The sequence below is a fragment of the Teichococcus aerofrigidensis genome, from assembly GCF_054073225.1.
The window spans coordinates 23,630-36,312 of record NZ_JBSXMU010000007.1 but is presented as its reverse complement, the minus strand read 5'-3'; the positions used below and the strand labels follow the sequence as shown (position 1 = coordinate 36,312).

Sequence of the window (12,683 nt, the reverse complement as noted above, 5' to 3'; positions counted from 1 at the left end):
CTCAGCGGCCGAGGATCTGCGCCAGGGCCGCCTCGATCGAGACCTCCTGCCGCTCTCCGGTCGCGCGGCGCTTCAGCTCGATGACGCCATTGGCCGCGCCGCGCGGGCCGATGATGGCCTGCCAGGGGTAGCCGGCCAGGTCGGCGTCGTTGAACTTGACGCCCGCCCGCTCGTTGCGGTCGTCATAGACGGCGTCGCCCGGCAGCGAGGCAAAGAGCTTCTCGGAGAGCGCGTCGGTCGCCAGATCGCCAGGCTTGAGGTTGAGGATGGCGCAGCGGAAGGGCGCCACCGGCTCGGGCCACTTGATGCCGGCCTCATCGTGATTGGCCTCGATGATGGCGCCGAGCAGGCGGGAGACGCCGATGCCGTAGCTGCCCATATGCGGCACCACCGGCTGGCCGTCCGGCCCGGCCACGGTCAGGCCCATGGGCTTCGCGTACTTCTCGCCGAAATAGAAGATGTGGCCGACCTCGATGCCGCGGGCCGAAACCTGGGCATCGCCCTCCACGGCGTTCCAGGCGGCCTCGTCGTGCATCTCCTCGGTCGCGGCGTAGCGGCTGGTCCAGAAGTCGACGATCGGGCTGAGGTCGCCGTCGTAGTCCGGCGTCTGCGCCAGCACGTCGAACTCCAGCAGGTCGCGGTGCAGATAGACCTGGCTCTCGCCGGTCTCGGCCAGGATGATGAACTCATGGCTGAGATCGCCGCCGATCGGGCCGGTGTCGGCGCGCATCGGGATGGCCTTGAGCCCCATCCGCGCGAAGGTGCGCAGATAGGCCACGAACATCTTCCTGTAGGAGAGCCGCGCCGCCTCCTGGTCGAGGTCGAAGGAATAGGCGTCCTTCATCAGGAACTCGCGGCCGCGCATGACGCCGAAGCGGGGGCGGATTTCGTCGCGGAACTTCCACTGGATCTGATAGAGATTGCGCGGCAGATCGCGGTAGGAGCGCGCATAGGACCGGAAGATGTCGGTCACCATCTCCTCATTGGTCGGGCCGTAGAGCATCTCCCGCTCGTGGCGATCGGTGATGCGCAGCATCTCCTTGCCGTAATCCTCGTAGCGGCCGGACTGCTTCCAGAGGTCGGCGCTCTGGATCGTCGGCATCAGGATCTCCTGCGCCCCGGCGGCATCCTGCTCCTCGCGCACGATCTGGCTGACCTTCTGCAGGACGCGCAGGCCGAGCGGCAACCAGGCGTAGAGGCCGGCACTGGTCTGCCGGATCATCCCGGCGCGCAGCATCAGCTTGTGCGAGGCGATCGCCGCCTCGGCGGGAATTTCCTTCAGGGTCGGCAGGAAGGCGCGGGACAGGCGCAAGGTCGGAACTCCGGAGCATCAGGCCGGCGGAAGGTAAGGGCCGGCGGCGCGTTATGCCAGAGGCCGCCGCCAGCCATGATGCGCCGCAATAAAATTATGCTGCACTGCAAGAAATAGAAATAATACGTCAATTCCCCATCGAATGACGAACAAACCTCCTTCACTCCCGCAGTGTCGCCGGATACAACGAAAAAAAAGGGCCACACCGAAGTGCGGCCCGAGTTTAGGGAGGAAACGCCAGTCACACGGCAGGAAGAGAACCAGCTCTCTTCCTGAACCCATGGTGTCTGGCCAGGCTTCACGCTGCAATGCAAAAACCTCGGATGCCTGTTGAAAAAACGGGCGTCCGAGGCGTATGCGCTCGAATGATGAGCTTTTTCTGCTCAAATCCCGCCAAGAAGCCTATTCCGTAGGCATCGCCAGCCATCCCTCGCGGAAGCTGAGCCAGGAGCTGCTCACCAGCAGCTCGATCCCCAGCCAGATGAGGGTCGCCAGCAGGGTCGTCAGCAAAGCCTTCTTCAGCAGCCCTGGCGATCGGGGGGTGCCGCGCCACCCACCGATGGCGGGATCGCCCTCGGGCTCGGGCCGGACTCCGATGGGCAGCACCGCGAACAGCACCGTCCACCAGACCAGGAAATAGACCACGAAGCCGGTGAACAGGTTCATGCCAGCCACTCCTCCTCCGGGCGCCGCCGTGGGCTGGCACCTGGCGCGGGACATAGGCCAGCCGCCGCGCGCCGGCCAGGGGCCGGGACCAGGGGCCAGGACGGAGCGGGCCCACGGCCTTGTGAAACGCCTGCCACAAGCCTGCCACATCCTGGCGCTTGCCTGCGCCGGCGCCGCTTCCGCGCTTCGCCCCTCCTCGGATCCGCGTCACGGCGCGGTCCATGGCCCGGCTCCGCCCCGGCGTCCCGGCCTTCTCCTGAACCGGGACACGCATGACGGCTTCCAACGCAAGACTGGTTGAACTCGACTCCCTGCGCGGCCTCGCCGCGCTCGTTGTGGTCCTGCACCATGCCTATCTGACCCTCCCCTCGGTGCCCCCTGCCCTGGCCTGGCTGCTGGCCGAGACGCCCTTGCGGCCCCTCGCCACGGGGCGGCAGGCGGTGGTGTTCTTCTTCGTGCTCAGCGGCTTTGTCCTCACCCGGGCGCTGGCCGCGCAGGAGGCGCGACAGCCCGGCTCGGTGCTGAGCGTCGCCGGCTGGTGGCATTTCGCCTTGCAGCGGGCCTTCCGCCTCGGCCTGCCGGTGATGGCCTCGCTGCTCCTCTCGGCACTGTTGCAAAGGCTGGTCTGGCATGGCCCGCTGCCGGAGGGGGCGCCGCATCTCCTGGCCGGTGCCGCCTGGAGCGCCCCCTGGTCCTGGGGCGGCCTCCTGGAGCAGGGGATGCTGCTCAGCCACGGCGATGGCTTCCAGCTCAACCCCGTCCTCTGGTCCCTGGTGCATGAGTGGCGCATCGCCCTCCTGCTGCCGCTCGCCCTGCTGTTCCACGGCAGGCTCGCCCTGCTGATGGCCCTCGCGATGCTCGGCGCGGCGGTGGCGCGAATGGCCGGGATGCCGGAAGGCCATATTTCCCTCGGCGAGAGCCTGGGGCGCACCTTCGCGGCCTCCGCCGGCTTCCTGCCGGCCTTCGCCGCCGGCGCCGCCCTGGCGCTCCGGCCCCCTCTCTCGCTGGACGGCACGCAACGCCTCGCCGCCGGCATCGCCGTGGTCGTCATGGCGGCGGCGGCGCATGACTATGGTGTCATCGCCGGCTCGGTTCTGCTCATCCTGCTGGCGCAGCACGAGGGCGCGCTGGCGCGGATCCTGAGGTGGCCAGGCCTGCTCCGGCTCGGCCGCATCTCCTTCAGCCTGTATCTGGCGCACATGCCGGTGCTGCTGACCCTGACGCATGCGCTGCGGGATCAGGCGGGGCCGCTGGCCATTGCCGCCCTCGCCGTTCCGCTCTCCTTCCCGCTCGCCCTGGCGCTGCACCATGGCGTGGAACAGCCGGCGCACCGGCTGGCCCGCACGCTTCCGCCACCGCGCAGCGGGGCCCTGCGGACCCGACCGGGATAAGACACCGGCCGGACGCCGCCGCTCTCAGACGCGCAGCAGATGCACCTCGACGCTCGGCCGCTTGCGCAGGCGCCGGCCGAGCGCCTTGCGCAGCACCGTGCGGGCGGCGTCCCGCAGCATGTCGTCCTCCTGCTTCAGGGCCGGTGGCAGGTCGCCCACCGCGCGCGCCAGTTCCTCGGCGATCTGTCCCGGAGCGACGTCGGCCATGTCGAAGAGGCCCGGCGCCGAAACCTGGGGCGTGCCGAGCACGCGTCCGCCCCGGTCCACCGCCAGCGACGCCACGACGATGCCGTTGAACAGCATCCTGCGCCGGGCGCCCAGCACGCCGCCCTCCAGGGGAAGCAGCCTGTCGCCATCGAGCACCAGTTGGCCGGTCGGCACGCCTTCCACCACGTCGGGGACGGCGTTGCCCGACAGCGGCCCGAGGCGCAGGACATCGCCATCCTCGACCAGAACGGGGGTCGAGCCCATCTCCCGCGCCAGGGCGGCGTGCTCCTGGAGGTGGCGCCACTCGCCATGCACCGGCACGGCGAAGCGCGGCCTCACCAGGGAATAGAGGCGCTTCAGCTCGTCCCGCGCCGGATGGCCGGAGACATGCACCATGTGGTCATCCGCCGTCATCACCCGGCAGCCGCCGCGCGCCAGATCGTCCTGCAGCCGCAGGATGGCCCGCTCGTTGCCCGGGATCATGCGGGAGGAGAAGATGACCGTGTCCCCCTCGCCCAGCGAGATGCGCGGATGGGTATCGGCGGCGATCTTGGCCATGGCCGAGCGCGGCTCGCCCTGGCTGCCGGTGCAGATGATCAGCAGCTGATCGTCCGGCACGTCGTCGGCGTCGTCCTCATGGATGAAGGGCGGCACCTCCTGGAGATAGCCGCATTCCCGCGCCGAGGCCTCCGCGTTGCGCAGGCTGCGCCCGAACAGCGCCACCTGACGCCCCGCCGCCCGGGCCGCCAGGGCGATGGATTCGACCCGCGCCACATTGGTGGCGAAGCAGGTCACGGCGACGCGGCCCTTCAGCTGGCGGATCAGCGCGGTGAGATTGCGCCGCACCTCCGCCTCGCTGCCGGAATGCCCCTCGACCAGCGCATTGGTGCTGTCGCAGACCATGGCCAGCACCCCTTCCCGGCCGAGCTCGGCGAAGGCCGCCTCATCGGCCGGCTCGCCGATCAGCGGATCGGGGTCGAGCTTCCAGTCCCCGGTGTGAAGCACGGTGCCGTAGGGGGTGCGGATGGCCAGGGACTGCGGCTCCGGCACCGAATGCGTGACGCGGATGAAGCGCAGCTGGAAAGGGCCAAGCTCCAGGCTGCCCCCGAGCGGGACGGTGACGATCTTCACCTGGCTGAGCAGGCCGGCCTCACCCAGCTTGCGCCGGAGCACGGAGGCGGCGAAGGGGCTGGCATAGACCGGGCAGCGCAGCTGCGGCCACAGCGGCGCCACCGCGCCGATATGGTCCTCATGCGCATGGGTGATCACCAGGCCCAGCAGCTTGTCGCGCCGCTCGGCCAGCCAGGCCGGGTCCGGCACCATCACCTCGGCCTCGGGCTGCTCGGCGCCGCCGAAGCCGATGCCGCAGTCGACAGCCAGCAACTGCCCGTCGCAGCGGTAGACATTCAGGTTGAGGCCGATCTCCCCCGTCCCGCCGAGCGGGATGAAGGCCAGATCGCTATTGTAAAGATTCATGTATCCTGACCAGTCGTGATGTTCATTCAGTCATACGCCCAGGGGTGATCCGGGGGCAGATTCGAGAGCCTTCGTCAGCGCCGCTCCAGCGGGAGCGTGGCGCGCGTCAGGCGAATTCCGTGGAAGAAAGATGGGGTGGCACGGGCCCGTGCCAATATCGCCAGTGCCCACGGGCCACCGCGGCGCGGCCCCAGGCAGCGGGAATCGCTGGATGTCGCCGCGCCGTCCCGCGCGGAGTCGGACGTCATACCCTCTCACACCGTCCACATAGCCTTACTTGCCAGCCGATTGCACCGACGGAACGAGACCGCCCGCGATCACGGATTGCGGACGGGCGACAAGTCCTGCGTCTCGATCTCGCCCGAGGAGATTGCCAGCGGCCCTTCCTCCCGTTCCAGCAGCAACCGCCCGTCGCCATCCAGGCCGCCATAGCGTCCCTCGACCAGCCGGCCGGCTTGGCGCAGCCGCAAGGTGCTGCCGGGCCGCGGGCCCCTCGCCATCCAGGCCCGCCGCACCGGACCGAAGCCCTCGGCGGCATACCGCGCACGCCAGAGATCAAGCCTGCCGAGAAGTTCCCAGGCGAAGGAAACCGGCTCCGGCACCGCGCCGCCCCGCGCCGCGAGGCTGGTGGCGGCACGGTCCCCAAGATGCGGGGCGTGGCGGAGATTCACCCCTATCCCGACGACCACCCAGCCGGCGCCCCCCGCCCCGTCCGGCGCCGCCTGGGTCAGGATACCGGCGCATTTCGCCCCATCCAGCAGCAGGTCGTTCGGCCATTTCAGCCGCAGCGCCGCCGGCTCGGGCAGATGGGCGGCCACGGCTTCGGCCAGGGCGACCGCGGCCAGCAGCGACCAGTGCGGCACGCTCCGCAGCGGCCCATCGGGGCGCAGCAGCAGGGAGAGGTGGAGATTGCCCTCGGAGGAGTTCCAGATGCGCCCCTGGGTGCCGCGACCGGCGGTCTGCCGCCGGGCGAGGACGGCGAACCCCGCCGGCTCGCCCGCCGCCGCGGCGGCCAGCACGATATCCTGCGTGCTGGCCAGTTCCTCATGGACGGCGAGGCGCCACGAGGCGTCGGGACGGTTCACCCCAGCAGGGCCAGCACCGCCGCCTGCGCCGCCGCCATGAAGGGCGCCGGGAAGGCGAAGAAGAAGACGGTGAAGAGGCCGGTCCCGGTCAGCACCACCGACAGGCTCGTCGGGCGTGGATCGAGCGCCTCTCCGGCATCGAAGTACATGACCTTGATGACGCGCAGGTAGTAGTAGGCCGAGACGGCGGAGCTGAGCACCGCGACCACGCCGAGGGTGACGAAGCCTTCCTGCCACACCGCGCCGATGGCGTAGAGCTTGCCGAAGAAGCCGGCCAGCGGCGGAATGCCCGCCATGGAGAGCATGAAGCAGGTCATGGCGAGCGCCATGGCCGGGTCTGCCTTGCCCAGGCCCGCGAGGTCGTCCACCCCCTCCAGCGCGCGGCCGTTGCGGCGCATCGCCACCAGCACGGCGAAGGCGCCGACATTGGTGAAGAGGTAGATCGCCATATAGAGCAGCAGCGCGCGAACGCCGAACTCGGTGCCGGCGGCGAGGCCCAGCAGGGCATAGCCGACATGGCCGATCGAGGAATAGGCCATCAGGCGCTTGATGTTCTTCTGCCCGATGGCGGCGAGCGCGCCAAGGATCATCGAGCCCAGCGAGCAGAGGATGATCACCTGCTGCCACTGGCCGACCAGGTCGCCGAAGGGGCCCGCGGCCACACGGGTCAGAAGGGCGACGGCGGCGACCTTCGGCGCCGAGGCGAAGAAGGCCGTCACCGGGGTGGGCGCCCCCTCGTAGACATCCGGCGTCCACATGTGGAAGGGCACGGCCGAGACCTTGAAGACCAGGGCCGCGAGCACGAAGACCAGACCCACCACCACGCCGAAAGGAACGCTCTCCATCCCGGTCAGGGCATCGGCGATGGCGTCGAAATTGGTCGAGCCGCTGAAGCCATAGATCAGGCTGGAGCCGTAGAGCAGCAGGCCCGAGGCCAGCGAGCCCAGGATGAAGTACTTCAGCCCGGCCTCGGCCGAGCGCTCGCTGTCGCGGTTGAAGGCGGCGATGACATAGAGCGAGAGGGAGAGCAGCTCGAGGCCGAGATAGAGCGCGATGAGGTCGTTGGCCGAGACCATGACCATCATGCCGAGGCTGCTGAACAGCAGCAGCACCGGGAACTCGAACTTGCCCAGCCCCTCCTTCTCGTTCCAGTCCATCGCCAGGAGGAGGCCGAGCGCGGCGCCAGCCAGGACCAGCAGCTTCATGAAGCGGGTGAAGGCATCGGCGACGTACTGCCCGTTGAAGGCGTCGCCCTCCGGCTGCGCCACGACCAGGACGGCGGTGAGTAGAAGCCCGCCCAGCACCGCCATGTTGACGGCGAAATGCGTGTCGCGCTTCGGCAGCACGCCGCCGGCCAGGGCGGCGAGGCCCACCAGGGCCAGCACCAGCTCGGGGAGGATGAGGGTCCAGTTCATGCCGGTCACATCCCGGCCATGCGCGGCAGCGCCATCGCGGCTTCATGCCGCGTGACGAGGGCCGCGACGCTGGCCTCGAAGAAGGAAAGGAAGGAGGAAGGATAGACGCCCATCCAGAGGGTCAGCAGGATCAGCGGCGCGAAGGTGATGTACTCGCGCGGGCTGAGGTCGAGCAGCGCCCGCAGGTCCTCGCGCGTGATCTTGCTGAAGACGACGCGGCGATAGAGGTAGAGCATGTAGCCCGCGCCCAGGATCATGCCGAGGCCGGCCCCGAAGGCGACCCAGGGGTTGGCGTGCCAGGCGCCGACGATCACCAGGAACTCGCCAGGGAAACCCGCGGTGCCGGGCAGCGCGATCGAGCCCATGGTGAAGAGCATGAAGACCATGGCGTAGCTCGGCATGATCTTGGCGACGCCGCCATAGCGGGCGATCTCGCGGGAATGCACCCGGTCGTAGAGCACGCCGACGCAGAGGAAGAGCGCGCCCGAGACCACGCCATGGCTCAGCATCTGGAAGATGGCGCCCGAGATGCCCTGGTGGTTCAGGGTGAAGATGCCGATCGTCACGATGCCCATATGGGCGACCGAGGAATAGGCGATCAGCTTCTTCATGTCCTCCTGCGCCAGCGCCACCAGCGAGGTGTAGACCACGGCGATGACGGAGAGCGCGAAGATCAGCGGCGCGAACCACTCGGTCGCCTGCGGCAGCAGCGGCAGGGAGAAGCGCAGGAAGCCATAGGCGCCCATCTTGAGCAGCACGCCGGCCAGGATGACCGAGCCCGCCGTGGGCGCCTCGACATGGGCGTCCGGCAGCCAGGTGTGCACCGGCCACATCGGCACCTTCACCGCGAAGGAGGCGAAGAAGGCCAGGAACAGCCAGACCTGGACATTGGGCGCGATGGTCAGCTCGAACAGCGCCGGGATGCTGGAGGTGCCGGCCTCGAACCACAGGGTGAAGACCGCCAGCAGCATCAGCAGCGAGCCGAGCAGGGTGTAGAGGAAGAGCTTGTAGGCGGCGTAGACCCGGCGCGCGCCACCCCAGATGCCGATGATGAGGAACATCGGGATCAGCACGCCTTCGAAGAAGACGTAGAAGATGACGATGTCGAGGGCGGAGAACATGCCGATCATCATGGTCTCGAGGACCAGGAAGGCGATCATGTACTCCCGCACCCGCTTCTCCACCGCCTCCCAGGAGGCGAGGATGCAGAGCGGGGTCAGCACGGCGGAGAGCAGGACGAAGAGGACGGAGATGCCGTCCACGCCCATGCGGTATCCGAGGCCGAACTCGGGCATCCACTCGATCTGCTCGACGAACTGGAAATCCGCCGTCGTCTTGTCGAACTGGAACCACAGGATCAGCGACAGGCCGAAGACGATCAGGCTGGTCCAGAGCGCCGTCCAGCGGGCGTTGGAGGCGACGACCGCCTCCTCGCCACGGATGAAGAGGATGATGCCCGCGCCCACCAGCGGCAGGAAGGTGAGCAGCGAGAGCAGGGGGAAGCCCGCGGCGTTCATCGGCCGATCCCGAACAGGAAGATACTGACGAAGAGGACAAGCCCGATGATCATGGCGAAGGCGTAGCTCGCCACCCGCCCGGACTGCAGCCGCACCACGCGACCGGACGCCTGGGCGGTCAACGCCGCCGCGCCGTTCGGCATGCCATCGATGATCTTCACGTCCCCGACCTTCCACAGCATGACGGCGAGGCGGCGCGCCGGCCGCACGAAGATCCGGTCATAGAGCTCGTCGAAATACCACTTGTTGAGCAGGAAGCGGTACAGGCCCGGCACCGCGGCGGCGATCCGCCCCGGCATCTGCGGCATGAACATATAGAAGGCATAGGCCAGGGCGATGCCGGCCAGACCCACCACCGTCGGCGCCAGCGGCACCCAGGAGGGAACCTCGTGCGCCTCGTGCATGATGTGGTTGTGCGGCGCGTTGACGATGGCGCCGTTCCAGAACTCGGCCCAGTGGTGGCCGACGAAGTCGTCGTAGAAATAGGCGCCGGTGAACAGCGCGCCCAGCGCCAGGACGAGGAGCGGCACCAGCATGACCAGCGGGCTCTCGTGCACATGCTCCATCGTGTGATGGTCCGCGCGCGGCGTGCCGTGGAAGGTCAGGATGATCAGGCGCCAGGAGTAGAAGGCGGTCAGGAAGGCGGCCAGGATGCCGCAGACGAAGGCATAGGTCGCGGTCCAGCCATGACCGGCGAAGGCCGCCTCGAGGATCATGTCCTTGGAGTAGTAGCCGGCGAAGTAGGGCACGCCCGCCAGCGCCAGGGAGCCGATCCAGAACATCGCGTAGGTCACCGGGATCTTCTTCCAGATCCCGCCCATCCGGCGGATATCCTGCTCGTCCGACATGGCGTGGATCACCGAGCCCGCGCCCAGGAAGAGCAGCGCCTTGAAGAAGGCATGGGTGAAGAGGTGGAACACCGCCGCCTGATAGGCGCCGACGCCGACCGCGAAGAACATGTAGCCGAGCTGCGAGCAGGTCGAATAGGCGATGACCCGCTTGATGTCGTTCTGCACCATGCCGACCGAGGCGGCGAAGAGCGCCGTCGTCGCGCCGATCACGGTGACGAAGCCCAGCACGTTCGGCGCGTATTCCACCAGGGGCGACATGCGCGCCATCAGGAAGACGCCGGCGGTGACCATGGTGGCCGCGTGGATCAGGGCCGAGACCGGGGTCGGGCCCTCCATCGCGTCCGGCAGCCAGGTGTGCAGGCCGATCTGCGCCGACTTGCCCATCGCGCCCAGGAAGAACAGCAGCGCGATGACCTCGAGCACCGGCAGGCCGGCGAAGGTGAGCTGACGCGCCGCCTCGACACCCTGGAAGATGGTGTTGAACTCGATGCTGCCGAAGGTCCAGAAGGTCAGCGCCATGCCGAGCATGAAGAAGAGGTCGCCCACGCGATTGACGATGAAGGCCTTCATCGCGGCGCGGTTGGCGCTCTCGCGCTCGTACCAGTAGCCGATCAGCAGATAGCTCGCGAGGCCGACGCCTTCCCAGCCGAAGAAGAGCTGGAGCAGGTTGTCCGCGGTCACCAGCATCAGCATCATGAAGGTGAAGAGCGAGAGATAGGCGAAGAAGCGCGGCTGCGTCTCGTCATGCGACATGTAGCCGACGCTGTAGAGGTGGATCATGGTCGAGATCAGCGTGACCATGCCGACCATCATCGCCGCCAGCGTGTCGTAGCGCAGCGCCCAGGAGAGCTGCAGGCCGCCGACATCGAGCCAGGTGACGATCTCGAGGGTGACGGGCACATGGCCCAGCGCCACCTGGACGAAGGCGGTCAGGCCGCAGGCCGCGGCCAGCGCCATGCAGGCCACGGTCGACCACTGCGCCGCCTTGTCGCCGATCCAGCGGCCGAAGAAGCCGGAGATGCAGGCTCCGAGCAGGGGGAAGAAAACCGCACCGACATACATGGGTTCAGCCCTTCAGGGTGGAGATATCCTCCACCTCAATGCTGCCGCGGTTGCGGAAGTAGATGACGACGATGGCCAGGCCGATGGCGGCCTCGGCCGCCGCCACGGTCAGGATGAAGAGGGTGAAGATCTGGCCGGTGAGGTCCTGCAACGCGGCGGAGAAGGCCACCATGTTCAGGTTCACCGAGAGCAGGATCAGCTCGATCGACATCAGGATGACGATGACGTTCTTCCGGTTCAGGAAGATGCCGAGCACGCCCAGCAGGAACAGGATGGCCCCCACCGTCAGGTAGTGGCCGAGACCGATGGTCAGCATCTCAGTGGTGCCCCCCGCCATGATGGCCGTCCTCGTCATGGCCGTGGCCATGCCCGGCATGGCCGAGCGACTTGGGCTTCGGCGGCTCCGGCAGCTTGCGGCGCTGGATGCCCAGCACGCCGAGGCCGGTGCGCGGCGGCACCGAGGTCAGGCTGACCGCCTCGGCGCGGGCCACCTGAACGGCGATGTCCTGCCGCCGGCTGTTCGGCTGCTTGTCGCGCAGCGTCAGCACGATGGCGCCGATCATGGCGACGAGCAGGATCAGCCCGGCGATCTGGAAGAGCAGGATATAATCCGTGTAGAGCAGCCGCCCCAGCGCCTCGGTGTTGGTCAGCGTCGGATCGGCCGGCATCGGGTTGATCCGCAGCGCCGTCGCCTCGGGCGCGAACTGCCAGCTGCCGAAGACGAAGAGCAGCTCCAGAAAGAGGATGCCGCCGATCACCGCGCCCACCGGCGCGTAGCGCTGGAAGCCCTCGCGCAGCTGGGTGAAGTCGATGTCCAGCATCATCACGATGAACAGGAACAGGACCGCGACCGCGCCCACATAGACGATGACCAGGATCATCGCCAGGAACTCGGCCCCCGCGATCAGGAACAGCGCCGCGGCGTTGAAGAACGCCAGGATCAGGAACAGCACGCTGTGCACGGGGTTGCGGCTGGTCACCACCATGGCCGCCGAGGCGATCAGGATGGCCGCGAAGACGTAGAAGGCGAGTGCGGCGATCATCGCAGCCCGCCCTCGTGCTGATGCAGCGTCATGGCACCGTTCCGGGAGAGCCGCCCTGGCAGGAGGGCGGGGCCGTGAGGGTCAGGCAGCGGGGAGGTCACGGCCAGATCCATCCCCGCGGCGGTCGTCAACGGTAGGGCGCGTCGAGTTCGAGGCGCTTGGCGATCTCCGGCTCCCAGCGGTCGCCATTCGAGAGCAGCCGGGCCTTGTCGTAGATCAGTTCCTCATGCGTTTCGGTGGCGAACTCGAAGTTCGGCCCCTCGACGATGGCATCCACCGGGCAGGCTTCCTCGCACATGCCGCAATAGATGCACTTGGTCATGTCGATGTCGTAGCGCGTGGTGCGCCGCGACCCGTCCTCGCGCGGCTCGGCCTCGATGGTGATGGCCAGCGCCGGGCAGACCGCCTCGCAGAGCTTGCAGGCGATGCAGCGCTCCTCGCCGTTCGGATAGCGGCGCAGCGCGTGCTCGCCCTTGAAGCGCGGCGAGAGCGCGGTCTTCTCAAAGGGATAGCTGATCGTGCTCTTCGGACTGAAGAAGTACTTCAGCGTCAGCGCCATGCCCGAGGCCAGCTCGGCCAGCAGGAAGGTGCGCGCCATGCGGTCCAGCGTCGCCATCTCTCACCTCGCCGCGCGGGGGTAGCCCGCGCCGAACATTTC

11 protein-coding genes are annotated in these 12,683 nt (G+C 68.1%); 1 reads left to right on the top strand and 10 read right to left on the bottom strand.

Going from position 1 to position 12,683, the window contains the following annotated elements:
* Position 1: 1 nt before the first annotated feature.
* Entirely contained in the window at positions 2–1,312 is a 1,311-nt protein-coding gene (proS, locus tag ACVMLK_RS03375) for a proline--tRNA ligase (protein WP_422924587.1), read from the bottom strand.
* A 402-nt stretch (positions 1,313–1,714) separates the two neighbouring features.
* Positions 1,715–1,978, bottom strand: a complete 264-nt coding sequence (locus ACVMLK_RS03370; RefSeq protein WP_198364603.1) for a DUF1467 family protein — start codon at positions 1,976–1,978, stop codon at positions 1,715–1,717.
* Positions 1,979–2,250: 272 nt separating this feature from the next.
* Here ACVMLK_RS03370 and ACVMLK_RS03365 point away from each other — a divergent pair, with 272 nt between their 5' ends.
* Positions 2,251–3,369 carry an acyltransferase family protein gene (locus ACVMLK_RS03365; RefSeq protein ID WP_457485626.1) on the top strand — a complete coding sequence of 373 codons (1,119 nt, stop codon included), beginning with the start codon at positions 2,251–2,253 and terminating at the stop codon, positions 3,367–3,369.
* A gap of 24 nt (positions 3,370–3,393) precedes the next feature.
* Here the strand turns inward: ACVMLK_RS03365 and ACVMLK_RS03360 are convergent, their stop codons facing one another.
* The 8 genes from ACVMLK_RS03360 to nuoI all read right to left on the bottom strand — a co-directional run bounded on the left by ACVMLK_RS03360 (position 3,394) and on the right by nuoI (position 12,641).
* The gene (locus tag ACVMLK_RS03360; RefSeq protein ID WP_457485625.1) at positions 3,394–5,052 is read right to left on the bottom strand and encodes a ribonuclease J; all 1,659 of its coding nucleotides are present in this window, start codon (positions 5,050–5,052) and stop codon (positions 3,394–3,396) included.
* A gap of 317 nt (positions 5,053–5,369) precedes the next feature.
* The gene (locus ACVMLK_RS03355; protein WP_457485624.1) at positions 5,370–6,137 is read right to left on the bottom strand and encodes a biotin--[acetyl-CoA-carboxylase] ligase; all 768 of its coding nucleotides are present in this window, start codon (positions 6,135–6,137) and stop codon (positions 5,370–5,372) included.
* Positions 6,134–7,552 (bottom strand): NADH-quinone oxidoreductase subunit NuoN, encoded by a 1,419-nt coding sequence (gene nuoN, locus ACVMLK_RS03350; RefSeq protein ID WP_198364599.1) that lies wholly within the window; start codon positions 7,550–7,552, stop codon positions 6,134–6,136. The genes ACVMLK_RS03355 and nuoN overlap by 4 nt, the downstream gene beginning before the upstream one ends.
* Positions 7,553–7,557: 5 nt before the next feature.
* The gene (locus tag ACVMLK_RS03345; protein ID WP_198364598.1) at positions 7,558–9,069 is read right to left on the bottom strand and encodes an NADH-quinone oxidoreductase subunit M; all 1,512 of its coding nucleotides are present in this window, start codon (positions 9,067–9,069) and stop codon (positions 7,558–7,560) included.
* A complete protein-coding gene (gene nuoL, locus ACVMLK_RS03340) occupies positions 9,066–10,982 on the bottom strand; it encodes an NADH-quinone oxidoreductase subunit L (protein ID WP_457485623.1) in 1,917 nt (638 codons plus the stop codon). Before nuoL ends, ACVMLK_RS03345 begins: the two co-directional genes overlap by 4 nt.
* A gap of 4 nt (positions 10,983–10,986) precedes the next feature.
* Positions 10,987–11,298: an NADH-quinone oxidoreductase subunit NuoK gene (gene nuoK, locus ACVMLK_RS03335; protein ID WP_198364997.1), complete on the bottom strand. Its 312-nt coding sequence runs from the start codon at positions 11,296–11,298 to the stop codon at positions 10,987–10,989.
* Between the two features lies 1 nt (position 11,299).
* Positions 11,300–12,025 (bottom strand): NADH-quinone oxidoreductase subunit J, encoded by a 726-nt coding sequence (locus ACVMLK_RS03330; protein WP_422924599.1) that lies wholly within the window; start codon positions 12,023–12,025, stop codon positions 11,300–11,302.
* Between the two features lie 127 nt (positions 12,026–12,152).
* On the bottom strand, positions 12,153–12,641 hold the full coding sequence (nuoI, locus tag ACVMLK_RS03325; protein ID WP_198364595.1) for an NADH-quinone oxidoreductase subunit NuoI: 489 nt from the start codon (positions 12,639–12,641) through the stop codon (positions 12,153–12,155).
* Positions 12,642–12,683 lie beyond the last annotated feature (42 nt).

Bases quoted from the DNA above. Each gene is read 5' to 3' on its own strand.
- ACVMLK_RS03370 (WP_198364603.1), bottom strand. From the start codon at position 1,978: ATGAACCTGTTCACCGGCTTCGTGGTCTATTTCCTGGTCTGGTGGACG.
- ACVMLK_RS03365 (WP_457485626.1), top strand. From the start codon at position 2,251: ATGACGGCTTCCAACGCAAGACTGGTTGAACTCGACTCCCTGCGCGGC.
- ACVMLK_RS03360 (WP_457485625.1), bottom strand. From the start codon at position 5,052: ATGAATCTTTACAATAGCGATCTGGCCTTCATCCCGCTCGGCGGGACG.
- nuoN (WP_198364599.1), bottom strand. From the start codon at position 7,552: ATGAACTGGACCCTCATCCTCCCCGAGCTGGTGCTGGCCCTGGTGGGC.
- ACVMLK_RS03345 (WP_198364598.1), bottom strand. From the start codon at position 9,069: ATGAACGCCGCGGGCTTCCCCCTGCTCTCGCTGCTCACCTTCCTGCCG.
- nuoL (WP_457485623.1), bottom strand. From the start codon at position 10,982: ATGTATGTCGGTGCGGTTTTCTTCCCCCTGCTCGGAGCCTGCATCTCC.
- nuoK (WP_198364997.1), bottom strand. From the start codon at position 11,298: ATGCTGACCATCGGTCTCGGCCACTACCTGACGGTGGGGGCCATCCTG.
- ACVMLK_RS03330 (WP_422924599.1), bottom strand. From the start codon at position 12,025: ATGATCGCCGCACTCGCCTTCTACGTCTTCGCGGCCATCCTGATCGCC.
- nuoI (WP_198364595.1), bottom strand. From the start codon at position 12,641: ATGGCGACGCTGGACCGCATGGCGCGCACCTTCCTGCTGGCCGAGCTG.